General features: G+C 73.3%; 22 protein-coding genes and 1 pseudogene. 11 read left to right on the top strand and 12 right to left on the bottom strand.

All coding sequences use genetic code 11. The annotated features are described in order from the left end of the window. Positions 1 to 5 precede the first annotated feature (5 nt). The 4 genes from ACFYM0_RS11975 (at position 6) to ACFYM0_RS11960 (ending at position 3,347) form a co-directional block, all read left to right on the top strand. A complete protein-coding gene (locus ACFYM0_RS11975; RefSeq protein WP_388499688.1) occupies positions 6 to 335 on the top strand; it encodes a hypothetical protein in 330 nt (109 codons plus the stop codon). 95 nt (positions 336 to 430) lie between these two features. Continuing rightward, positions 431 to 697, top strand: a complete 267-nt coding sequence (locus ACFYM0_RS11970; protein WP_327256684.1) for a GlsB/YeaQ/YmgE family stress response membrane protein — start codon at positions 431 to 433, stop codon at positions 695 to 697. Between the two features lie 153 nt (positions 698 to 850). Continuing rightward, positions 851 to 2,572, top strand: a complete 1,722-nt coding sequence (locus ACFYM0_RS11965; protein ID WP_388499686.1) for a protein kinase — start codon at positions 851 to 853, stop codon at positions 2,570 to 2,572. Between the two features lie 130 nt (positions 2,573 to 2,702). Next, positions 2,703 to 3,347: a MerR family transcriptional regulator gene (locus ACFYM0_RS11960; RefSeq protein WP_388499685.1), complete on the top strand. Its 645-nt coding sequence runs from the start codon at positions 2,703 to 2,705 to the stop codon at positions 3,345 to 3,347. A 20-nt stretch (positions 3,348 to 3,367) separates the two neighbouring features. Here the strand turns inward: ACFYM0_RS11960 and ACFYM0_RS11955 are convergent, their stop codons facing one another. The 3 genes and pseudogenes from ACFYM0_RS11955 to ACFYM0_RS11945 form a co-directional block, all read right to left on the bottom strand. Further along, a complete protein-coding gene (locus ACFYM0_RS11955) occupies positions 3,368 to 4,051 on the bottom strand; it encodes a LysM peptidoglycan-binding domain-containing protein (protein WP_388499683.1) in 684 nt (227 codons plus the stop codon). 358 nt (positions 4,052 to 4,409) lie between these two features. After that, positions 4,410 to 5,311, bottom strand: a pseudogene (locus ACFYM0_RS11950) (DUF5954 family protein). Between the two features lie 107 nt (positions 5,312 to 5,418). Next, positions 5,419 to 6,378, bottom strand: coding sequence for a dihydrodipicolinate synthase family protein (locus ACFYM0_RS11945; RefSeq protein ID WP_388499680.1), 960 nt, complete (start codon positions 6,376 to 6,378; stop codon positions 5,419 to 5,421). Between the two features lie 70 nt (positions 6,379 to 6,448). Here ACFYM0_RS11945 and ACFYM0_RS11940 point away from each other — a divergent pair, with 70 nt between their 5' ends. The 4 genes from ACFYM0_RS11940 to ACFYM0_RS11925 all read left to right on the top strand — a co-directional run bounded on the left by ACFYM0_RS11940 (position 6,449) and on the right by ACFYM0_RS11925 (position 11,249). Beyond that, complete coding sequence (locus ACFYM0_RS11940) at positions 6,449 to 7,426, top strand: LysR substrate-binding domain-containing protein (RefSeq protein WP_388499678.1); 978 nt, start codon at positions 6,449 to 6,451, stop codon at positions 7,424 to 7,426. 163 nt (positions 7,427 to 7,589) lie between these two features. Next, positions 7,590 to 8,675 (top strand): S-(hydroxymethyl)mycothiol dehydrogenase, encoded by a 1,086-nt coding sequence (locus ACFYM0_RS11935; protein ID WP_388499676.1) that lies wholly within the window; start codon positions 7,590 to 7,592, stop codon positions 8,673 to 8,675. Positions 8,676 to 8,761: 86 nt separating this feature from the next. Continuing rightward, positions 8,762 to 9,706, top strand: a complete 945-nt coding sequence (locus ACFYM0_RS11930) for a phosphotransferase (RefSeq protein WP_388499674.1) — start codon at positions 8,762 to 8,764, stop codon at positions 9,704 to 9,706. A gap of 211 nt (positions 9,707 to 9,917) precedes the next feature. Continuing rightward, positions 9,918 to 11,249, top strand: a complete 1,332-nt coding sequence (locus tag ACFYM0_RS11925) for an alpha/beta fold hydrolase (protein WP_388499672.1) — start codon at positions 9,918 to 9,920, stop codon at positions 11,247 to 11,249. A gap of 22 nt (positions 11,250 to 11,271) precedes the next feature. Here ACFYM0_RS11925 and ACFYM0_RS11920 read toward each other — a convergent pair whose 3' ends face one another. Both ACFYM0_RS11920 and ACFYM0_RS11915 read right to left on the bottom strand, forming a co-directional pair. Beyond that, entirely contained in the window at positions 11,272 to 11,796 is a 525-nt protein-coding gene (locus ACFYM0_RS11920; protein ID WP_388499669.1) for a DUF3887 domain-containing protein, read from the bottom strand. Positions 11,797 to 11,880: 84 nt separating this feature from the next. Then, complete coding sequence (locus tag ACFYM0_RS11915; RefSeq protein WP_388499666.1) at positions 11,881 to 12,528, bottom strand: MBL fold metallo-hydrolase; 648 nt, start codon at positions 12,526 to 12,528, stop codon at positions 11,881 to 11,883. Positions 12,529 to 12,719: 191 nt separating this feature from the next. Between ACFYM0_RS11915 and ACFYM0_RS11910 the strand changes: the two genes are divergently transcribed. Together ACFYM0_RS11910 and ACFYM0_RS11905 are read left to right on the top strand one after the other, a co-directional pair. Further along, positions 12,720 to 13,484: a PIG-L deacetylase family protein gene (locus ACFYM0_RS11910; RefSeq protein ID WP_327256696.1), complete on the top strand. Its 765-nt coding sequence runs from the start codon at positions 12,720 to 12,722 to the stop codon at positions 13,482 to 13,484. A 23-nt stretch (positions 13,485 to 13,507) separates the two neighbouring features. Continuing rightward, on the top strand, positions 13,508 to 14,341 hold the full coding sequence (locus ACFYM0_RS11905; RefSeq protein ID WP_388499664.1) for an enoyl-CoA hydratase/isomerase family protein: 834 nt from the start codon (positions 13,508 to 13,510) through the stop codon (positions 14,339 to 14,341). 7 nt (positions 14,342 to 14,348) lie between these two features. Here the strand turns inward: ACFYM0_RS11905 and ACFYM0_RS11900 are convergent, their stop codons facing one another. The 4 genes from ACFYM0_RS11900 to ACFYM0_RS11885 form a co-directional block, all read right to left on the bottom strand. Then, positions 14,349 to 15,152, bottom strand: a complete 804-nt coding sequence (locus ACFYM0_RS11900) for a hypothetical protein (protein ID WP_388500210.1) — start codon at positions 15,150 to 15,152, stop codon at positions 14,349 to 14,351. A gap of 35 nt (positions 15,153 to 15,187) precedes the next feature. Beyond that, positions 15,188 to 15,763: a hypothetical protein gene (locus ACFYM0_RS11895; RefSeq protein ID WP_388499663.1), complete on the bottom strand. Its 576-nt coding sequence runs from the start codon at positions 15,761 to 15,763 to the stop codon at positions 15,188 to 15,190. Positions 15,764 to 15,765: 2 nt separating this feature from the next. Next, positions 15,766 to 16,086: a hypothetical protein gene (locus tag ACFYM0_RS11890; protein WP_388499661.1), complete on the bottom strand. Its 321-nt coding sequence runs from the start codon at positions 16,084 to 16,086 to the stop codon at positions 15,766 to 15,768. A gap of 106 nt (positions 16,087 to 16,192) precedes the next feature. Continuing rightward, positions 16,193 to 16,882: a DJ-1/PfpI family protein gene (locus tag ACFYM0_RS11885; protein WP_388499658.1), complete on the bottom strand. Its 690-nt coding sequence runs from the start codon at positions 16,880 to 16,882 to the stop codon at positions 16,193 to 16,195. Positions 16,883 to 17,093: 211 nt separating this feature from the next. On the opposite strand from ACFYM0_RS11885, the gene ACFYM0_RS11880 reads away from it, so the two are divergent. Beyond that, the gene (locus ACFYM0_RS11880) at positions 17,094 to 18,032 is read left to right on the top strand and encodes a GlxA family transcriptional regulator (protein WP_388499655.1); all 939 of its coding nucleotides are present in this window, start codon (positions 17,094 to 17,096) and stop codon (positions 18,030 to 18,032) included. A 41-nt stretch (positions 18,033 to 18,073) separates the two neighbouring features. On the opposite strand, the gene ACFYM0_RS11875 is transcribed toward ACFYM0_RS11880, so the two are convergent. The 3 genes from ACFYM0_RS11875 to ACFYM0_RS11865 form a co-directional block, all read right to left on the bottom strand. After that, positions 18,074 to 18,676 (bottom strand): TetR/AcrR family transcriptional regulator, encoded by a 603-nt coding sequence (locus ACFYM0_RS11875; RefSeq protein ID WP_388499654.1) that lies wholly within the window; start codon positions 18,674 to 18,676, stop codon positions 18,074 to 18,076. A gap of 111 nt (positions 18,677 to 18,787) precedes the next feature. Then, positions 18,788 to 19,687: an SDR family oxidoreductase gene (locus ACFYM0_RS11870; RefSeq protein WP_388499653.1), complete on the bottom strand. Its 900-nt coding sequence runs from the start codon at positions 19,685 to 19,687 to the stop codon at positions 18,788 to 18,790. A 64-nt stretch (positions 19,688 to 19,751) separates the two neighbouring features. Then, positions 19,752 to 20,933, bottom strand: coding sequence for a hypothetical protein (locus ACFYM0_RS11865; RefSeq protein ID WP_388499650.1), 1,182 nt, complete (start codon positions 20,931 to 20,933; stop codon positions 19,752 to 19,754). Between the last annotated feature and the right edge of the window lie 174 nt (positions 20,934 to 21,107).

Raw genomic sequence — 21,107 nt, 5'->3', positions numbered from 1 at the left:
GCCGCATGGCTGCCGACGACGGTTCGTTCCTCTCGCTCCGCTCCAAGGGCTCGATCCTCTCCATCGGTTCGGTGGGGTCGATCCTCTCCATCGGATCGGTCGGGAGCGTGCTGTCGGTCGGTTCGATCGGCTCGGCGCTGTCGGCCGCATCGGTGGGATCCGTGCTGAGCGCGGGCTCGTTCGCCTCCGCCCAGTCGGCGCTGTCGGTGCTGTCCTGGCGCTCCCGCGGCGGATTCCTGGCGGCGGGAGGGGTCGGAGTCGCGGGAGCCGCGGTGCTGGGCTTGGTGGCGGTGGCCGTCCTCAGGCCCGCCCCCGGGTCCCGGCGGCGCATCTGAGAACCGTTTCACCTGTTCACGCGTCTCTCCCCGTGAGACCTGAACGGACGTCGCGCGCACTACGGGCCGCGCACATCGAAGCGGAGTGAACGGGCATGGGCATCATCGGCTGGATCATCCTCGGACTGCTGGCGGGCGGGATCGCCAAGGTCCTGCTGCCCGGCCGTGACCCGGGCGGCCTGATCGGCACCACCCTCATCGGCATCGCCGGTGCCTTCACCGGCGGCTGGCTCTCGGCGAAGTTCCTGGACCGGTCGATCCAGAACGACTTCTTCGACCTCGCGACCTGGGGCTCCGCCATCGCGGGCTCCCTGGTCCTCCTCGTCGCCTACCGCCTCATCTTCGGCAACTCGCGCAACTGACCGTCGGTCCGGCGGCCCGGGTCGGACCTCCGTGCAGGCCGACGTGCCGGTACGCCGGGCCTCGTCGTCTCCAGGGCGTACCGGGACGTGGTCCATGTCCACGTCCCGGTACGGGTACACCGGCGTCGGTGGCGGCGCCTACGATGACCGGCCATGGACAGCAGTGAGGCCGGCAGACGGTTGATCGACGGGCGCTTCGAACTCGCGCGGCCCCTCGGCAGTGGCGGAATGGGGACGGTGTGGCGCGCCCGCGACATCGCGCTGGACCGGGAGGTCGCCCTCAAGGAGGTGCGGCCGCCGGATCCGGCGACCGCCGCCGCGCAGCCCGGGCTCGTCGTCCAACTGCGCGAACGCGCCGTCCGCGAGGCCCGGGCCCTCGCCCGGCTCGCCCACCCGAACGTGGTCACCATCCACCACATCGTGGAGCCCGAGCCGGGCTCCGACGGCCATCCGTGGATCGTGATGGAGCTGGTCAGGGGCGGCTCCCTCGCCGACCGGCTGGAAGGCGGGCCGATGCCGGTGGCGGACGTGCTGCGCCTCGGGCTCGACCTGCTCTCGGCGCTGCGGGCGGCGCACGCGGAGGGGGTGCTGCACCGTGACGTGAAACCGGCCAACGTGCTCCTGCGGCCGAGCGGCTCCGCGGTGCTCACCGACTTCGGGATCGCCGCCCTGCACGGCGCGACCGGGCTGACCTCGACCGGAGCGCTGATCGGTTCGCCGGAGTACATAGCGCCCGAGCGGGCGCGTGGCGCGGAGGGGCTGGCCGCCTCCGACCTGTGGTCGCTCGGGATGCTGCTGTACGTGGCAGCCGAGGGGGTGCACCCGCTGCGCCGGGCCACCAGCCTCGCCACCGTGGTCGCGGTGCTCGACGAGCCGATCCCCGCGCCGGTCCGCTCCGGCCCGCTGGGCCCCGTACTGGAACGGCTGCTGGTACGGGACCTGGCCGTGCGGCCCGACGCCGAGGAACTGGAAGCGCTGCTCCGCGGTGCGAGCAGTGCTCTCGGCGGCGCCGCCCCGGTGGTACCGCCCACCGCCCTCGGGAGCTTCGGGCCGGCGACCCCGGCCGCCGGTCTCGCCATGGGCCCCGGGCCGACCCCGGCGGCGCACACCCAGCCGCAGCCGCCGTTCGTTCCGGGTGCGGGCAACCCGTACGCGTTCACCGTCCCCGTGACCTTCCCGCCGCCCGCGCCGCGCAGGCGCCGTCGGCCCGCCCTGCTCGCCGGACTCCTCGCGGTGGTCCTGGCCGCCGGGGTCGTCGGCCTGGTCAACTGGCTGCCCGACGGGAACGCGGACGCCGGCGCGGGCAAGAGCGGCCACACCAAGTCCTCGGCCATCCCGTCCGTTTCCGGACCGGCCTCCACCGCCCGGGGCACCGCCGTGGCCCTGACCCCGACCCCCACCCCGAAGGCGAGCACGCCGAAGCCGGTCACTCCGCCCAAGGGCAGCCTGATCGACCCGGCCAACATCCGTACCGCCGTCGAGGCGTTCAAGCAGCAGGCGGGCACCACCACCTTCGTCGACATGAAGGTCTACGACGAGTACGTGCTCGCCGACATCCCCACCGCGCCCGGAGCCAAGACGGTCGACTCCTGGCAGTACCGCGGCGGAGTCGCCAAACGCACCGGCCCGTCCGGCACGGTGAAGCCCGGCGTGCCGCTCATGGACATGGCGGCGCTCGACTGGGACGCCCTGCCTGCCCTGATGGCCGAGTCGACGAAGGAGCTCGGCGTCGACAACCCGAGCTTCCGCTACCTCAACGTCTCGCCTTGGATGGACGCCCCCGCGATCCGCCCCTACATGAGCGACGAGTACCAGCAGGGCGGCTACGTCCTCGCCGGCACCGACTTCAAGATCAAGAAGGTCTACCGGAGCTGACGTCCGGTGAAGCGGGCGAGCACCGTCGGCCCGTTCAGCCCGTTCAGCCCGTTCAGCCCGTTCAGCCCGTTCAGCCCGTGCCGCCCGTGCACAATTGGATAGCTGTGCTCTCCAAAGAAAGGTCCGAGGGATGCGGCTGGCAGAGTTGAGCGAGCGCAGTGGCGTCTCCACGGCAACCATCAAGTACTACCTGCGCGAAGGGCTGTTGGCACCGGGGCAGCGGGTCAGCGCGACGACCGCCGACTACGACGACGGGCACGTGAGGCGGCTGCGGCTGGTCCGCGCGCTGATCCAGGTCGGCGGGATTCCGGTGGCGAAGGCCCGGGAAGTGCTCGCGCACGTGGACGACGAGTCCCTGGGCCGCACGATCCGGATCGGCGCGGCGCTCTGGGCGTTGCCGCAGGGGCCCGAGCCGGACGGCGGGGATCCGGCGGTGATCGCCGCTCGGCGCGAGGTGGACCGGCTGCTGGAGAGGCTGGGATGGTCGACGGCCCGGGAAGTGGGGGAACTGTCCCCCGTCCACCGCTCGCTGGTATCGGCGGTGTCCACCCTCATCGGGCTCGGCTATCCGTGGGATGCGGAACTGATGGCCCCGTACGCCGAATTGATGCACCAGGCGGCCGTGCGCGACCTCGACTTCATGGAGACGTACCCCTCCGAGGAGGAGAAGGTCGAGACGGCCGTGGCCGCGGTCGTCCTCGTCCAGCCGGTACTGAAGGCCCTGCACCAGCTGGCTCAGGAGGAGGAGTCGGCGCGGCGGTACGGGCTGGAGTGAGCGGCCTGCCGCGAGCGGGCTCAGTACGGTCCGTTGACGTTGTCGATCGAACCGTAGCGGGCGGCCGCGTAATTGCAGGCGGCCGTGATGTTCGCGACCGGGTCGTACGAGTCCAGCGAGGTGCCGGGTACGTGATAGGCCCTGAAGGTCGGGTCGATGACCTGGAGGAGCCCCTTGGAGGGGATGCCCGCCGCCGCGTTGGAGTCCCAGTTGTTGATGGCCAGCGGATTCCCCGAGGATTCGCGCATGACGTTGCGGTGAATTCCTTCGTAGCTTCCGGGAATTCCGTGCTGGGCCAGAACGTCGAGCGACTCCCGGATCCATCCGTCGAGGTTGTTCGCGTAGCCGGTGGTGGCCTTGACGGCCTTGGCCGCGGCAGGCGCGGCGGCAGGCGCGGCCGCCGCGGTGAGGTTCAGCTTCAGGCCCGGGCGGATGGCCGAGGGGTCGGCGCCGACGATGCTCTTGTTGGCCTCGTAGAGCTTCTGCCAGCCGCCGCCGATGGAATGCTCGGCCGCGATCTTGCTCAGGGTGTCGCCGCTGACCACGGAGTACGTCGTGGGGGCGATGGTCGCCTCGGCCGCTCCGGCCGTGGTCGCGCTGATCAGCGGGAGGGCCAGAGCCGCACTGCCCGTACCGGCGAGGGCCAGCTTGCGGGTGAGTGCGTGGTGCTGCTTCGGCCGGCGGTGCTTTCCCTGTGCGGGCATGGCGGAATTCCTCACGTGGGGGTACGGAAGAGCCCTGGTGGAGGCCGGATTCGGCAGCTGACCACCGGGAGTGAGGTGACCGTAGGCGAGTGCTGCGGGCCGGAACAAGACACGAATTCGAGCGGGAGATCAACTTCCCGCATTCGGCCCGGTGGATGACCTTGAAAAGAGGTCGGGGAATTCCCGAATATCCAACCGGGAAAAGGGAATCGCCCCGCGCGGGGAAATGATGTTGGCGCCGTGGGCGTGACTCACATCACGAGTCGGCGGGCGGCGGCCCAATCCGGGCAAGTCGCCCGTCGCCGGGGCCGATTCGGGCGACCCGCCCGTTGGTGGCGAATCGCCCATCCGGGGATAATCAGCCCTCGTGCGTGATCGTGCCGTCCTCGCCCATCGCGGGGTGGATCCTGGTCGGTCCCTCCCCGTTCTCCTCCTCGTCGGACGGCCGCGGGCCCTCCGGCCCGTCCGGTCCGATCCGCACCAGCCGGCGCATCCGGACGACCAGCAGCTCCCGGCCGTCGTCGAGGCGCACCGCGTTCGCGTTCCCGGCGGCCCGGAACTCCGCCGCCGCCCGCTCGTACCCCGCCCGCCGGGCTTCCGGCGGCTCGGCCCCCAGGATTTCGGCCCCCTGCATCCCGGGCGTGGCGGGCCGGGGCCAGGTCAGGATGTGCGCCAGCGCCCTGCGGGCCGCGTGCGGGCTCGGCAGCACCGCGAGTCGGCCCGCACCTCGGCCGGGTAGCGCGGGCTGCGGTAGTGCAGGCCCATCAGTGCGAGCCGCTCCGAGGCCTCCGTGACGCTCGCCGCCGCGATGTGGTCGATCACGAAGCCCGCGTCGACCTCCGGCTCCCGGGACGGCGGCTTCCAGTCGCGCCCGGCGGGCTCCGGATCGGTGGGCCGGGGCGGCTCCGGCCCGTCCCCGTCGGTGTAGAGGATCTCCTCGCACCGCACCACGCGGTAGCGGGTGCCGGCCGCGGTGACCTCGTCGACCGTCGCCGTCTCCAGCCGGGCGACGGCGGCCAGCAGCTCCCGGCGGACCGCGCGGTCGTCCGTGTCGTCCTTGGCCCGGAACCACAGGGTGGAGTTCAGCCGGTCCCGGGCGTCCTGCGGGAAACCGCACGTGACCGGAGTCGACACCTGCCACCGGTGCCCGCCCCCCACCGGCTGGGAGGCGATTCCGAAGAGCGGTCCCCGGATGATGTAGTGCCCGTACCGCTGTGCGGCGTCGGAAGCGTCGGCCTCCTGCGCGGCGGCCACGCTCATGGCGGGCATTCTGGGCGCAGCTCCCGAAGGTCCGCCCGACCATCGGCAACTCGGCACCGAACGAGCGGAGTTGTGGTAGCGGGCCGGATGGGCAGGCGTTCAGGCGTTCAGGCGCTCAGCAGGGAGGCGGGGTCGGGCAGTTGCGCCAGTTCCCGCAGCGCCGCCGTGACGGCTTCCGAGCTCGCGGGCAGCAGGGGGAGGCGTACGTCCGGGGTGGGGATGCGGCCCTGCGCGTACAGCACACCCTTGATCACCGACGGGTTGGGCTCGGCGAAGAGGGCCGCGGAGAGCCGGGCCAGCGCGTGGCCGAGGGTGCGCGCCCGGTCCGATTCGCCCGCCTGCCAGGCGGTCGCGAGTTCGGCGAACCGGGCCGTCGCGATATGGGCCGAAGCGAGGACCCCGCCCGCCGCACCGAGCGCGAGGAGGGGAGACAGGAAGGTGTCGTCGCCCGCCAACACCGCGAAACCGTCCGGCAGATCACCGAGCAGTGCCACCGCATCCCCGTCGAGCGAGCCGACCGCGTACTTCACCGCGGCCACCCCGGGGAGCGCCCCGACCTCCCGCAGCAGGGCGGCGTCCAGCGGCTTCCCGGTCCGGTACGGGACGTGGTAGACGATCAGCGGTACGGGGCTCACCCGCGCCAGCCGCTCGAAGTGCGCCAGCACCCCGGCGGCTGAGGGCCGTACGAACGCGGGCACGCTCACCAGCGCGGCCCGCGCCTCGGGCCAGCGCTCCAGCCGGCCGAGCGACTCCTCGGCGGCCCGGGTTCCGCTCGCCCCGGCGCCCACGGTCAGCGCCGCCCCCCGCTCCCGGCAGACCCGGGCGCAGACGTCGGTGACGAGGTCGCGCTCGGCCTCGTCGAGGGCGGCCGGCTCGCCGGTGGTGCCCAGCGCCACGATGCCGTCGGCTCCCGCGTCGAGCACCTCGTGCGCGAGCGCCTCCAGAGCCTCGGCGGCGACCTCGCCGGCGGCGGTGAAGGGCGTGATCAGCGGTACGTGGATGCCGTGCGGGGCGTACGGGCGGCGTGTGGCGGGAGAGGGCGTGGCCGTGCTCGATGTCTGGGTCATGGGACGAGCCTGGCCCGCTCCGAGCATCGAATCCAGTTCGCGTTTCTTACCTGAACCGTAAGCTGATCCGATGCTTGATGTACGACGCCTGCGCCTCCTGCGCGAACTCGCCCGCCGGGAGACCATCGCCGCGGTGGCCGAGGCACTCTCCTTCAGCCCTTCGGCGGTGTCGCAGCAGCTCTCGGTCCTCGAACGAGAGGCAGGCCTGCCCCTGCTGGAACGCACCGGGCGCCGGGTCAGGCTCACGCCCGCCGGCCAGAACCTGGTCCGGCACGCCGACGCCGTGCTGGAACTGCTGGAGCGGGCCGACGCCGAGCTCGCGGAGGCGCGCGGCGGGCTGGCCGGCGTGCTGCGGATCGGCTCCTTCCCCACCGCGACCCGGGCCATCGTCCCCGCGGCCCTGGCCGAGCTGGCCCGCCGCCATCCGGGACTGGAGCCGATGGTGTCCGAAACCGACCCGGCGGTGGTCGCCCACGCACTGCGCGCCGGGGACCTGGACGTGGCCCTGATCCACGCGTACGACTTCGTCGCCGCGCCGCAGGAGCCGGGGCTCGCCACGGATCCGCTCTACCGCGAGGCGATGTACCTGGCGACGCCGTCGGAGCGGGCCCCGGCGGCGCCGGCAACCGGGAATCCGGGGGACGCGGCGGGTGGGGCCGGTGCATCCGGCCCGGGCGGAGCCGGGCAGCGCGCGTTGCTCCGTACGCATGCCGACGCGCCGTGGATCACCGCCACGCCGGGCACGCTCTGCCACGCCATGACCGTTCGGGCCTGCGAGGACGCCGGGTTCGTGCCGAGGATCCGCCATCAGGTGGACGAGTTCGCCACCGTGCTGGCCCTGGTCGCGGCCGGGCAGGGGGTGGCCGTGGTGCCGCAGCTCGGGATCACCGGACACGCGGATCCGGCCGTCGTGCTCACCCGCCTCGTCATGGAGCGCCGTACCAACGTGGCCTTCCGCAGCGGCGCCGCCGCCCATCCCGCCGTGGCCGCCCTCAGCGCGGCCCTGCGGGCGGCCCTGCCGCCCGAACTCTCCGGACGGCCCCTCTAAGCCGGCACGGCGTGGCACGGCGCCCGCCGCCGTGTGAGTCACCGCACCGGGGCGCGGGGCAACTCCCGCACACGGGGCCGCGCGTGTACGTTGGCGGGACCGGCGGAGCCCTCGCGGCGCCTCCGGTGCAGTCGACGGAACAGTGATCGAGATCGGGGTAGCAGTGACGCATCGCGTACGAGGGGTCATCGCCCGGAGCAAGGGCGCACCGGTGGAGACCACGACGATCCTCGTGCCGGACCCGGGCCCCGGCGAGGCGCTCGTACGGGTCCAGGCCTGCGGGGTCTGCCACACCGATCTGCACTACCGGGAGGGCGGGATCAACGACGAGTTCCCCTTCCTGCTCGGCCACGAGGCGGCCGGGGTCGTCGAATCGGTCGGCCCGGACGTCACCTCCGTGGCGCCCGGCGACTTCGTCGTCCTCAACTGGCGCGCGGTGTGCGGGAGCTGCCGGGCCTGCAAGCGCGGCCGCCCCTGGTACTGCTTCGCCACGCACAACGCGACCCAGCCCATGACCCTGGAGGACGGCACCCCGCTCTCCCCGGCGCTCGGCATCGGAGCCTTCGCGGAGAAGACGCTGGTCGCCGCCGGCCAGTGCACCAAGGTGGACCCGGCCGCCTCGCCGGCCGCCGCCGGGCTGCTCGGCTGCGGGGTGATGGCCGGCCTGGGCGCCGCCCTGAACACGGGCAACGTCGGGCGCGGTGATTCGGTGGCCGTCATCGGCTGCGGGGGAGTGGGCAACGCCGCCGTCGCCGGAGCCAAGCTTGCCGGAGCCTCTCGGATCATCGCCGTGGACCTGGACGACCGGAAGCTGGAGTGGGCGCGGGGACTCGGCGCCACGCACACCGTCAACGGTGGTTCCGAGGACGTGGTCAAGGCGATCCAGGAGCTGACCGGCGGCAACGGCGCGGACGTGGTCATCGAGGCCGTCGGCCGCCCCGAGACGTACAAGCAGGCCTTCTACGCACGCGACCTGGCCGGCACGGTGGTGCTGGTCGGCGTCCCCACTCCGGAGATGCGGCTCGAACTTCCGCTGCTGGACGTCTTCGGGCGCGGCGGCGCCCTGAAGTCCTCCTGGTACGGGGACTGCCTGCCGGAGCGGGACTTCCCGCTCCTCATCGACCTCTACCTGCAAGGCCGGCTCGACCTCGACGCGTTCGTCTCCGAGCGCATCGCCCTGGACGGCGTCGAGGCGGCCTTCGGACGGATGGAGCGTGGCGAGGTGCTCCGTTCGGTGGTCGAGTTCTGAGCACCGACGGACTTCTGACCGCCAACGGACCTTTGACAGCCGACGGGCCGCTGACCACTGACGGGCCGCCGGCCACCGACGGACCTGTGACCGCCCGCGAACCGATGACCGACCCGGGGCAGGCCCGCGCTGCCGCTCGCGCGCTCGCGGCGGCGGCCCTGGGGCGCGACCCCGGCCCCATGGCCACCGCCGCGAGCGGTTCCCACCATGTGTACGTCGGCTCGGACGTGGTCGTGAAGCTGATCGATGCGGCCTCCCACGCGCGGCTGAACAGGGAGATCGCGCTCGCGCCCCACCTGCCCGCCGGCCTCACGGCCCCGCTGCTCGACAGCGGAACCCACCGGCTGGAGGCGGGCGACGTCCGCTATGCCTGCTACACCCGCGTGCCGGGGACGGCTCCCGGCATGGGCATGCCCGGCGTGGACGGGGCGACCGCGTGCGCGCTGGCCGAGGAGGCGGTCGAGCGGCTCGGCCGGCTCCACGCCTGGGTGCCCGGGGGCCGGGCCGGCCGGACGCTGAGGGAACCCCTCGACCACGGAGGGTTCACCGGCCGGGCCGCGTTCTTCGCCGGGATCGAGGGCCTCATCGATCGCGACCGGCACGGATTCGTACCTGCCCACCTGCTCGACGGACTGAAGACGATCGCGCGGGACGCACCCCCGCACGCCCGTGCGGCCGTCCCGGTCCACGCGGACTGCCATTGGGACAACTGGCTCGCGCACGGTCGGAGCGTGACGGCCCTGCTGGACTTCGAATGGGCCCGATTCGGGGATCCGGTCGACGACTGGTTCTTCCTGATCCGGTTCAGCGGTCCGCACATGGAGGCCGTCCTCGACGTCGTCGCCCGTGCGACGGGCACCTCCGCGGACACCCTTCGGGCAGGATGCGAGATCCGTGAAGCGACCCACCTGGCAGCCGACCTCCGCGTCGCACTGGAACGCCCCGACGTCCACGCGCGGATGGCCGCGGACCGGCTCCGCTCGCTGGAGGAACTCATCGTCGGGCGCTACTGGTGGCAGCACGCCCGCTGAAGCCGGCCGTCACGGCGTGCGGGTGGTGGGCCGCGGGCAGCACCGGCAGCACCGACCAGGGCGGCAGCTCGGGCGGGCCCGTCCCGGGCCGGGGCCCTCGCGTAAGCTCGGGCGGGCCCGTCGCCCCGGTTCCTCATCACCCACCGGCCCCGGGACGGCTGCCGCGTACACCACCGCACCGCGCCGACCCCTGGGACCTCCCGTGACCCCCGTGAACCCCGTGACCTCCGAGATCGCGGCCGCCGCCGGCTACCGCCAGCCCGGTGTCGTCCTCACCGACCACCACTTCAGCGTCCCCCTCGACCACGCCCGCCCCGACGGCGAGCGGATCGACCTGTACGCGCGCGAACTGGTCGCCACCGGCAAGGACCCGCAGTCGCTTCCCTGGCTGCTCTACCTGGAGGGCGGACCCGGCTTCGGCGCCCGCCGGTTCATCGGCCGGCAGGCCTGGCTCGAGCGGGCCCTCACCGAGTTCCGGGTGCTCCTGCTCGACCAGCGCGGGACCGGCCGCTCCACCCCCGTCAACCGGCAGACCCTGCCGCTGCGCGGCGGCCCCGTGGAGCAGGCCGAGTACCTCGCCCACTTCCGGGCCGACTCCATCGTGCGCGACGCCGAGACCATCCGCCCGCTCCTCACCGGCGGCGCGCCCTGGACGGTCCTCGGCCAGAGCTTCGGCGGCTTCTGCGTCACCCACTACCTGGGCGCCGCCCCCGAGGGGCTGTCCGCCGCCCTCATCACCGGCGGACTGCCCTCCCTGGACGCCACCGCCGCCGAGGTGTACGAAGCCGCGTACCCCCGCGTCGAGCGCAAGAACCGGGCGCACTACGCCCGTTACCCCATGGACGTGGAGCGGGCCCGCCGCATCGCCGCCCACCTCGTCGAGCGTCCGGCCGAGCTCCCCGGCGGGTACCTGCTGACGGCCGAGGCATTCCAGTCCCTCGGTCTGCTCCTCGGCGTCTCCGACGGCAGCCACCAGCTGCACTACCTGCTGGAGGACGCCTTCGTCCCCACCCCGGACGGGCCCGCCCTCTCCGACGCCTTCCTGGAGGCCGTGCACGCCCAGCTCTCCTTCGCCGGGCACCCCCTCTACGCCCTGATCCACGAGGCGATCTACGCCCAGGACCCGGGCGCGCCCATCGGCTGGGCCGCCGAGCGGGTCCGCTCCGGTCACCCGCGGTTCGACGCCGCGAAGACCCTCGCGGGTGCGGAGCCGCTGTACTTCACCGGCGAGACCATCCACCCCTGGCACTTCGACTGTGACCCGGCGCTCGCCCCGCTGCGCGAGACCGCCGAGCTGCTGCTGGCCCGCACCGGCTGGACCCCGCTCTACGACCCGGCGCGGCTCGCCGTCAACGAGGTACCGGTGGCCGCGGCCGTCTACCACGACGACATGTACGTGGACACCGCGCACTCCCTGGCCACCGCCCGGGCGATCCGCGGCCTGAAGACCTGGGTGACGGACGAGTTCGAGCACGACGGGGTCCGTGCCTCGGGCCCGCGCGTCCTGGACCGGCTGCTGGCGCTCGTACGCGACGAGGCCTGACCTCTCCCTGAATCCAAGGGAGTTATGGGACCGGGATGCCCATGCGGAGGAAGAACAGGCCGATGAGGCGTCCGCCTTCGTTGATGGTGACGCGGAACTCTCCGGTCCCGTTCTCCATGTGGAGGGGCACGTTCACCACGGACCCGTGGATGGACGTGACCTGCCGGGGGTCCCCGTGTGACTGGTAGGGCCCGTACTGCTCCTGGTAGTCCTTCCAGGACTGTGCGAGCGCCTCGGGAGACGCTTGGTGGCGGAGCGTCTCGTCGAAGCGGGCCGAGACGGCGGCGAAGTCGCCCCGCACCACCTCGTCGAGGGTGTCGAGGGCGAGCCGCTCGTCATCGGCCCGCCCCGGAAGGGCCGTCCCGGCCGGGGCCGTGACCTCCGCGGGGGCTCGGACCTGGGCCGCCGCGGGCAGGGCGCCGTTCGTCGGCAGCAGGGCGCCGACGGCCAGGACGGCCGCGGGCAGGAGCCGAACGAACCGGACGAGCCGCGGCTTCGCGCCGCGCGCGAGGTCCTTCGCGAGGTGCTTCTCCGGTAGCGGGAGCATGGCTTCCTCCTCGGGAGCGCCGTCTTTCATGCTAGGGCGCCCCCCAAGCGGTCGCACCTCGGCCGCGGGCAGGTGTGAGGGTGCTCAACGACCCCGGCCGGGCGGCTCCACGAAGGCCCGGGTCAGGTGGGCGGTGGCCAGCAGCGCGCCGCGGCGGACGGCCAGGGACAGGAGCTCCTCCCGCGAGGCGCGGGCGGCGGCCCGGTCGCGTTCGTGGGAGTACGGGACCGCCGGATCGGCCAGCTGCACGGCGTGGACCAGTACGTCCCCGGTGACCAGCACGTCCCGGCCGCGGCCCCCGCCGCCGGGCCCGGCCGTCCCCTCCACCAGCACCGACTGGTGGCCGGGCGTGTGCCCGGGTGTCGGCAGCAGGGTGATGCCGGGAGCCGGCCGGTACGCCCCGGTCACCTCGTGGAGGCGTCCGGCGGCCCGTAGCGGGCCGACCGTCCAGTCCCACACGGGATCCGCCCGGTCCAGGGCCGCCACTTCCGCGCTCTGTACGAGGTACCGCGCATCGGGGAAGAACGGCTGCCCGGCCTCGTCCTGAGTCCAGCCGGTGTGGTCCTCGTGCAGGTGGGTCAGGACCACCGACTCCACGTCGGCCGGGGCGATCCCGGCCTCCGCGAGCGCCGCGGGCAGCCGGCCCGGGACCGGGGCCCAGCCGGCCGCCGGGCCCCGGGCCGGGCCGATCCCCGCGTCGATCAGCACCCAGCGGCCGCCCGGCCGGGACACGGCGAAGCACCGGAAGTCCAGCCGCCAGGAACCCCCGGGCCCGGCCGCACCGGATCCAGTAGCGCGGCGCCCTCCCAGGCGGCGGCGCCCGCCCCCGGGAACGCGGTGGCCGCGGGCTCGAAGAACGACCCGCTGGCGTCGAGCAGGGCCACCACCTGCCCCTGAGTGTCCATTCGCCTATTGTGCGACGTATGAACCAACGACTGGACGGGCCCCCGCCCTTGGAGCCCATGCCCACCGACTGGCAGCGTGCGCTGGCCGTCGTGGCGCACCCGGATGACCTGGAGTACGGCTGCGCCGCGGCCATCGCGGACTGGACGGACGGCGGCCGCGAGGTCGTCTATCTGCTCGCCACGCGCGGCGAGGCCGGCATCGACACCATCGACCCCGCCGCGTGCGCCCCGCTGCGCGAGGCGGAGCAGCGCGCGAGCGCGGCCGTCGTCGGGGTGCCCACGGTGGAGTTCCTCGACCACCGTGACGGTGTCCTCGAGTACGGCCTGGAGCTGCGCCGGGACATCGCGGCCGCCATCCGGCGCCACCGCCCCGAGCTGGTGATCACGATGAACCACCGCGACACGTGGGGCGGGGCCGAGGGCGGCGGCTACTGGAACACCCCGGACCACAAGGCGGTCGGCCGGGCCACCCTGGACGCGGCGGGCGACGCCGGCAATCGCTGGATCTTCCCCGAACTCCTGACGGAACAGGGCCTGGAGCCGTGGAACGGGGTGCGCTGGGTGGCGGTGTCCGGCACCACGACGCCGACGCACGCGGCCGACGCCGGTCCCGGGATGGAGCGTTCGGTGAAGTCCCTGATGGAGCACAAGGCGTACATCGCGGCGCTGACGCAAGAGGATCCGGAGACGTACGTGCGCTCCTTCCTGACGGGCTACGCCCAGCAGGCGGCGGCCCGGTTCGGGGGCCGCCCGGCGGTGCCGTTCGAGGTCTTCCCGCGCTGAGCGGACCGACCTAAGGTGTCCGCGTGATCGACACCCTGAGCACGGAGATCGCGGAGGGTGAGGAACGGATCCGTCTGGACGTCGCGGACGGGATCGCCGAACTCACCCTCTGCCGGCCGGAGAAGCTCAACGGCTGGAGCTGGGAGTCCACGCGCCAGCTCGGCCTGCTGGCGGACCGGATCCGCTTCGACCCCGCCGTGCGCGTGGTCCTGCTGCGGGCCGAGGGCCGGGCGTTCTGCGCGGGCATCGACGTGACGGCCCCGGGCGGGGCGATCACCGGGGCCTCGGCGGCCGAACGCAACCGCAACTACTACGAAGGCATCCGCTGGGTGCACGAGCGCTTCGCGGTCCTCGCCCGGCTGCCGCAGCCCGTCGTGGCCGCGGTGCAGGGGTACTGCCTGGGCTTCGGCTTCGAGCTGGCCCTGATGGCCGACATCCGGGTGGCGGCCGAGGACGCGGTCTTCGCCCTGCCCGAAGCCCAGTTGGGCGTGGCGGTGGACGCGGGCGGCGACCTGCGCATCGCCCGCGAGGCGGGCGCCGGCTGGGCCAAGTTCCTGGCGCTGACCGGCCGCCGCATCGACGCCCGGACGGCGGAGCGCCTGAACCTCGTCCAACAGGTCGTGCTGAAAGGCGAGTTGGAGCCGGTCGCCCGCGCGCTCGCGGCGGAGATCGCGGCCAACGCCCCGCTTGCCGTCCAGGGCATCAAGCGCGCGATCGACTCCTACGCGGACGCCGCCCTGCCCGCGGCCCTCGACCGCGTGGCGATGACGGCGGCCCTCACCCTCACCTCGGAGGATTCCCGCGAGGGCTACACCGCCAAGGCGCAGCGCCGGCCCCCGCACTTCACCGGCGGCTGAGGGCGGGTCACCGCAGGCCGAGCACGGGCCGTACGGAGAACGCCTCCCACGCGGACTCGCCCTCGGGGCCGTACACGAACTCGGCCATGGCCGGGTTGCGGTTCGCCGTGGCCAGCGTCAGCCAGGCCCAGAGGTCTCCGTACCCACCGCACACGGACTCGCCCCCATCCCCGCCGTGCACGGCGCCCGGGTCGCCGCTGATCTCCGCGGCGTAGGAGTCGTAGGCGATGCGCAGCCCGAAGGCATTGGGCTCGCACCGCGGTCCGCCCGCGCCGCTGCCGTAGGACGGTTCGCCGATCGGGCAGGTGTCGCCCCACCGGAAGAGGGTGCGCGCCCCGGCCCCGCAGGCGTGCTCCCACTCGTCGGCGCCGGGCAACCGCAGCCCGTGCCCCGCGAGCGCGGCGGGCATGTCGGCGGGGGGTTCGGTGAGCGGCTCGTTCGCCACGGCCATGAACACCGTCGCCAGGGTGACGGTCCGGGGCGGGCTCATCAACTCGCCCAGGTGCGCCTTGAGATCGGGGCCGTACCCGAACTCCTCGGCCAGGCTCTCCTCGAAGTCGGCGGTCTGCTCCGGGGTCGGCTCCCAGGCGTCCAGGTCGAAGCCGAGTCGGACCGTCCCCCCGGGGATCAGGGCGAACTCCCGTCCGTCCCGCTCGACGAACACGCGGTGGAGGGGGCCGCCGAGGTGCGGGACGGCATCTATCAGGCTCACCCGGCCGCCCACCAGGTCGGCGGCTTCCCGGGCGAACCGGCGGACGTCCGGCAGGGCGAACGAGCGCCACCGGTCAAGGGTCAGATCAGCGTGGGACATGCGGTCCATGGTGCCCCGGACCACTGACAGCGCGGTCATGCTCCCGTGGTGGACCCGGGCCGGATGACCATCAGCACGGTGACGGTTGCCCACAGAAGGTTGAAGACGCCGGTGAGCATGGCGAGCCGGGCGGCGGAGCGGATGCCGGGTCCGGAGCCGGGGGGCCGCGCGGTGTCGGGGGCCTGTGCGGCGCCGAGGGCCTGTGTCGCGCCGAGGGGCTGCACGGCGTCGAGGGCCTGCACGGCGTCGAGGGCCTGCACGGCGTCGAGGGCCTGCACGGCGTCGAGGGCGCCGTCCTGGGCGGGCAGGATCAGCAGGGCCAGGACGGCGGCCGCCGCGGTGGTCAGGACGATGGAGGTGATCAGCCATCCGCTGCCGAGGACGCCGAGGCTGCTCGCCGTGGCGAACCCCAGGACGGGAACCGAGACGCCGATGCCGGCGTAGACGCGGCAGATGCGGTGCAACGTCCGCAGGGTCGCGAGCGCCTCGCGGTCACCCGGGTTGCCGTGGGCGCTCCGCAGCGCTTTGGGGAACATGCTCGCGGCAACGGTGACCGGGCCGATGGCCAGCACCGCGGCCAGAACGTGCAGGGAGAGAAGGAGTTTGGTCATGGTCAGCGGCCCGTGGCCGTGCCGGCGGTGCGGCGCTGTCCGGTGACCTTCGAGGCCGGGAGGCGCCCGGCCCTGGACGTGCCGGCGAGGGTGTCGCCGTCGACCGTCACGGCGAAGGCCAGGTTCAGGCGGACGGGCTTGGTGATCGCCTGCTGCCAGGTGAGCCGGTCGCCCTCGAGGGTGATGTCGCCGAGAGGGACTTCCTCACTCGCCCCATGGGCGGACCCGGTCAGGACACCGTCCTTCAGGGAGAGTTCGACCACGGCTTTGATCCTTCCGATGGGGGTGGAGACGGACAGGTCCCAGACGCCTTCTACGGACATGCTGCTGTTCTTCCTTACGTACGTGTGCGGTGGTGGCGGTGAGGTGCGGGGGCGGGGCGGGGCGGGGCGAGGCGGGGCGAGGTGGGGGTGGGGGTGGGACGCGTGGTCAGAAGCCGGCGGGCACCGGGCCCTCGTTGCGCCAGACCGTGCCGCGGCGCTCATGGGCGAACAGCTCTTCGACGGCCCGGGCGATCCGCGGGCCCACCTCGCGCTCCAGCAGGTACAGGCCCAGGTCGATGCCGGAGGTGACGCCGGCTCCGGTGACGAGGTCGCCGTCATCGACGACCCGGGCGCTCACCGCGTGGGCGCCGGTGGCATCGAGCATGTCCAGGCCCAGGTGGTGGGTGGTGGCGTGGCGGCCCTCCAGCAGGCCGGCCATGGCCAGGACGAGCGAGCCGCCGCACACCGCGGCGACGGTCACCTCGGGGTTGTCCATCGCCGCCTTCAACAGGGTGGGCAGCTCGGTCGTCAGGGCACGGCCCAGCAGCAGGGGGATGAACTCGTCCTGCTGCCGTTCCCCGGCCCCCGCGTCGAGGTCGGGGACCTCGCCGGGCTCGCCCACGCGGCCCGAGGCGCCCGGGACCAGGATCAGGCCCCCACGCCGGGGATCGAGGACGGCGGTGGCGCGCAGCACCAAGCCTCCGGTGCCGCTGATCACCTCGCGCGGGCCTTCGGCGGAAACCAGTTCCACACTCACAGCGCCGCCGGAGGCGGTGCCGCCGGCGTACAGCACCTCGTAGGGGGCGATGGCATCGAGTGGATCGAAGCCGTCGAACAGGATGATCTGGGCATGCACGGAGAGGGTTCCTTCGGGTGCGGCGGCGTCCGGCCCGTGCCGGAGTCGCTCCCGACGCTAAGCGGATGCCCATCCGTCTCCCAGTGGCATTACTGACACCTTCCAACGGAATAGCGCCACCGGCGCAAGCGGGGCCCCGACCTGCCAGGAAGTGGAGAATTCAGGAGACCGAGGCCGGAGCGCACCATCGCAGGGCGGGTATCTTCTGGCCATGCACACCATTGCCGTCCTCGCGCTGGACCGGGTGATCCCCTTCGATCTGGCCACCCCGATCGAGATCTTCACCCGCACCCGCCTCCCGGACGGACGCCCCGGCTACCAGATCCGGGTCTGCGCCGAGCTGCCGGAGATCGATGCCGGAACCTTCACCCTGCGCGCGCCCTGGGGACTGGAAGGACTCGAGGCGGCGGACACGATCATCGTTCCCGGTACCGCCGACCCCGCGGCCCCGCTCGCTCCCGCCGTCCGTGACGCGCTGCTCGCGGCCGCCGCGAACGGCACGCGCATCGCCTCCATCTGCTCGGGTACCTTCCCCCTGGCCGCCACCGGGCTCCTCGACGGCCTGCGGGCCACCACCCACTGGATCGCGGCGGACCTGCTGGCCGCCACGTACCCGGACATCGAGGTCGACCCGGACGTCCTGTACGTCGACAACGGCCAGATCCTCACCTCGGCCGGCGCTGCCGCGGGCCTGGACCTGTGCCTGCACATGATTCGGCGCGACTACGGTTCGGCCGTCGCCGCCGACGCCGCCCGCCTGTCCGTCATGCCCCTGGAACGCGAGGGCGGACAGGCGCAGTTCATCGTCCGCGACTACGCGCCCACCCCCCAGGGGTCGACCCTGGAGCCGCTGCTGGTCTGGCTGCAGGACAACCTGGGCTCAGATCTCTCCCTCGCCGAGATCGCCGCCCGTGCCGGAACCAGCACCCGGACCCTGATACGCCGCTTCCGGGACCAGACAGGCACCACCCCGCTCCAGTGGCTCCACCGGGCCCGCATCCGCCAGGCCCAGCATCTCCTGGAGACCACCCGGCACTCCGTCGAACGGATCGGCGCCCAAGTCGGCTTCGGCTCGCCCACCGCCTTCCGTGACCGGTTCAAGAAGACCACCGGCGTCAGCCCGTACACCTACCGCCGCAGCTTCAGCTGACGCGTTCCGGCACGGGCCCCTCCACCGGCCACCTGACCCCGCTACTCCTCCATCCGCAGCAGGGCGAGGGCGCGGGCCGAGACCGCGGGGAGCGCTTCGAGGCCGTCTTCGGCGGCCCAGTGCTCGAGGGCGACGGTGACCGCGTCGATGAGTACGGCCGCCAACAGGCGGGTCTCCAGGGCGGCTTCGGGACGGCCCGTGCGGACCGCGAGGACCGGCGCCAGGCGGTCCTGCATCGCGCGGGCGGCCGCCAGCCAGCGCAGGCGGATCTCCGGGACGCGGCTCATCACCTGGATGAGGCGGACCGTCTGCCCGGGCTCCTCGTAGCGCGCGCCCGCCGTCGCGATGGTGAACGCGGCCTGCGCGGCCTCGGTGAGGGGCTCCGACGCGGGGCGCAGGGCGAGCTCCTCGACCAGGGTGGCGACCCCGGCGGTGAGGACCGGGGTCAGTGCGTCCTCCTTGGTCGGGCAGTACCGGTAGAAGGTGCGCAGCGAGATGCCGGCCGCCCGCGCGATGTCGTCGACCGTCGTGGCCTCGTACCCCCGCTCCGAGAACAGCGCGGCCGCGGCCTCCGCGATCTCGTACCGCGTGGTCTCCCTGCGCCGCTCCGTCAACGACGGGCGGTCCGTACGCGCCGTGCTCACCGCAACACCTCCAGGGGTAGCCGGGGCCAATGTGCCACACGGTCGCACTGTGCCATGCCCTGCCGTGAAGACGTACCACGCCATCCGTGTGCGGAGGTCATCGCGGGCGCTTCACGGAGCGAACGGGCCGCGCCCCAACTGGTCGCGCACCGAAACCACTTCGGGGTTGACGAGCGAGCGCCGCTGCCAGTTCGCCCCGTCCACCACCAGGGTGTGGCCGGTGATGAAGCGGGCGTAGGGCGAGGCCAGGAAGGTGGCGGCCCAGCCCAGTTCGCGCGGTGCACCGACCCGCAGGGCGGGCTGCCTGGTGTCCTTGTCGTCCGGAGCGGCCCGGTCCAGGCCGCCCCGGATGTCCTCGGTCATGTCCGCGTGCGGGAAGAGCCCCGGGACCAGGCCGTTGATCTGGATGCCGTACGGGCCCCACTCGACGGCGAGGGTCTCGACGAGGTTCTTCACCCCCGCCTTGGCGGCGGCGCTGTGCGCGTATCCCGGGCCGCCGGTCCAGGCGTACGAGGCGCCGATGTTCACGATGGACCCGGCGCTGCCCGCGGCGAGGTGGCGGCGGCCGAACTCCCGGGTCACGAACCAGGTGCCGGTCAAGGTGATGTCGACCACCGCCCGCCAGGCGTTGGGCGACAAGTCCTCTGCCGGGCAGGGGAAGTTGGCGGCCGCGTTGTTGACGAGCACGTCCGGGACCCCGCCGAAGGCGGCGCCGGCCGCGTCGAAGACCTCGGCGATCCGCTCGGGGTCGCGGATGTCGCAGACGGCGGCCGTGACCCGGCCCGCTCCGGGCACGGCCGCCAGTTCTTCCTGCGCCGCCTTCAACTGCTCGATCCGGCGGCCGGCGATCACCAGATCCGCCCCGAGCCGCACGAACTCGGTGGCGATGGCCTTTCCCAGCCCGGTCCCGCCGCCGGTCACGAGCACCGCCCGGCCGGTGAACGTGCCGGGCGGCAGGGCGGCGGAACCGAGCGGGGGAGGCGCGGGCAGGCCGCGCGTGGGGGTCTCCATGCGCCCATCGATAGCGTGGAGGCGCCGAGATCACCATGGCCGTGCCGGGGGCAGTTGCTTCAAGCTACTTCTTGGGGGCGTACGCCTGCTTGCTCGCGCAGGTCCAGATCACCGGGCTGTCCGCCAGGACGGTCAGATCGCGGAAGGAGCCGCCCACCCGGTCGTCGTCCGAGACGGCATGGGCCTCGGTGTTGACGTCGGTGCTCACGCCCGCCGGGTTCGGGAGGACGAGCGGGGTGCCCGTGCCCGGCCAGTAGGCCGCCTGCACGTAGCGGGCGTAGCCCTCGACGAAGGTGGCGGCGGTGCCGACCGTCACGTTCGTGGTCGGGCTGATGGCTTCGAAGGTCAGGGTCTCGTAGCCGGTGACCAGTCCGGGGGCGGCGGGCGGCGCGTCGTACGGCTTCTTCCAGAGGGCCGGGGTCCGGCGCCGCAGGTCCCGGTAGCTCTCCGCCTCGAATCCGACGACGCGGCCCTTGTCGTCGATGCCGCTCGCCTGGGTGCCCGTCGTCCAGTCCGTCTCGTTCCAGACGGGCAGGCTGTAGGGCGGGTAGCCGCCACCGGCCGGCCAGACCACCGGGAAGGTCTTGCTGACGATCCGGTCGTTCTCCAGGTCCTCGTACTCCGTGTGGGCGGTTCCGAGCACGTCCCCGCGCTTGTTGATGCCGTCCACCGCCACGATCCGGGTGCTGGGGTGAGCGTCTTCGGGCACCGGCAGTTCGCGGACCACGGTGCCGTTCGCCCACTCCTTCGGCGTGCCGGCGTCCATGCCGACGACCCGGCCCGCGTCGTTGACGTCCGCCGCGTCGGTGCCGGTGGCGGCGCCGGTCAGCAACCGTACCGCCGTGTCCCCCGGACGGTAGGTGAAGGCGGCGCGGGCGCGGTCCGAGGAACGCTCCACGGTGCCGACCATCAGGCCCTTGGCGTTGACGGCCATGACCCTGCCGTTCTGGAAGCCGGCCGGCAGCGGGACGGCGTGGACCGCGTGGTCCGCGGTCCAGTACGCCGGGAGGCCGAGGCTCTCGCCGACGGCGAGGCCGTCCGCTCCGAGGCCGTTCACGACCCCGGAGGCCCAGGGGCCGGAAGGCAGGGCCGGCAGTCGGACGACGTCCGGTACGCACGTGGTGGTGGTGGCCGCCGCCGGGGCGGCGGTCGGGTGCGCGGCCGGCGCGGCCGAGGCCGGAGCGGCAGCCGTGATGAGACCCGCCAGGACGACGGCGGCTCCGGCCGCGGACATGCTTCTGCTCATGTGGTGCTTCCCCCAGGATGTGTGAAACGCCCCGCCCGGACGGCGGGGTCCCCGTGCCCGTCAGTCAGTCATGTCTGTTCGTGACGTGCTCGTGTCATATGTTGCCCGAAAGCGGGCGGGATGTGACCGGCTCGGCGCGTGTCGTTGCGGACCGACCGGTTCCCATGGACTCCG

Source organism: Streptomyces sp. NPDC006487, assembly GCF_042870555.1.
In the GTDB taxonomy this organism is placed as follows: Bacteria; Actinomycetota; Actinomycetes; order Streptomycetales; family Streptomycetaceae; genus Streptomyces.
Note: the sequence above shows the minus strand (reverse complement) of the source record. Positions and strands in the feature narration are given on the sequence as shown.

What these genes read in the sequence shown, in the direction of transcription:
- ACFYM0_RS11880 (WP_388499655.1), top strand. Translation starts at nt 17,094, where the DNA reads ATGCACACCATTGCCGTCCTCGCGCTGGACCGGGTGATCCCCTTCGAT.
- ACFYM0_RS11865 (WP_388499650.1), bottom strand. Translation starts at nt 20,933, where the DNA reads ATGAGCAGAAGCATGTCCGCGGCCGGAGCCGCCGTCGTCCTGGCGGGT.
- ACFYM0_RS11960 (WP_388499685.1), top strand. Translation starts at nt 2,703, where the DNA reads ATGCGGCTGGCAGAGTTGAGCGAGCGCAGTGGCGTCTCCACGGCAACC.
- ACFYM0_RS11900 (WP_388500210.1), bottom strand. Translation starts at nt 15,152, where the DNA reads ATGTCCCACGCTGATCTGACCCTTGACCGGTGGCGCTCGTTCGCCCTG.
- ACFYM0_RS11955 (WP_388499683.1), bottom strand. Translation starts at nt 4,051, where the DNA reads ATGCCCGCACAGGGAAAGCACCGCCGGCCGAAGCAGCACCACGCACTC.
- ACFYM0_RS11965 (WP_388499686.1), top strand. Translation starts at nt 851, where the DNA reads ATGGACAGCAGTGAGGCCGGCAGACGGTTGATCGACGGGCGCTTCGAA.
- ACFYM0_RS11970 (WP_327256684.1), top strand. Translation starts at nt 431, where the DNA reads ATGGGCATCATCGGCTGGATCATCCTCGGACTGCTGGCGGGCGGGATC.
- ACFYM0_RS11940 (WP_388499678.1), top strand. Translation starts at nt 6,449, where the DNA reads ATGCTTGATGTACGACGCCTGCGCCTCCTGCGCGAACTCGCCCGCCGG.
- ACFYM0_RS11945 (WP_388499680.1), bottom strand. Translation starts at nt 6,378, where the DNA reads ATGACCCAGACATCGAGCACGGCCACGCCCTCTCCCGCCACACGCCGC.
- ACFYM0_RS11870 (WP_388499653.1), bottom strand. Translation starts at nt 19,687, where the DNA reads ATGGAGACCCCCACGCGCGGCCTGCCCGCGCCTCCCCCGCTCGGTTCC.
- ACFYM0_RS11975 (WP_388499688.1), top strand. Translation starts at nt 6, where the DNA reads ATGGCTGCCGACGACGGTTCGTTCCTCTCGCTCCGCTCCAAGGGCTCG.
- ACFYM0_RS11910 (WP_327256696.1), top strand. Translation starts at nt 12,720, where the DNA reads ATGAACCAACGACTGGACGGGCCCCCGCCCTTGGAGCCCATGCCCACC.
- ACFYM0_RS11890 (WP_388499661.1), bottom strand. Translation starts at nt 16,086, where the DNA reads ATGTCCGTAGAAGGCGTCTGGGACCTGTCCGTCTCCACCCCCATCGGA.
- ACFYM0_RS11920 (WP_388499669.1), bottom strand. Translation starts at nt 11,796, where the DNA reads ATGCTCCCGCTACCGGAGAAGCACCTCGCGAAGGACCTCGCGCGCGGC.
- ACFYM0_RS11895 (WP_388499663.1), bottom strand. Translation starts at nt 15,763, where the DNA reads ATGACCAAACTCCTTCTCTCCCTGCACGTTCTGGCCGCGGTGCTGGCC.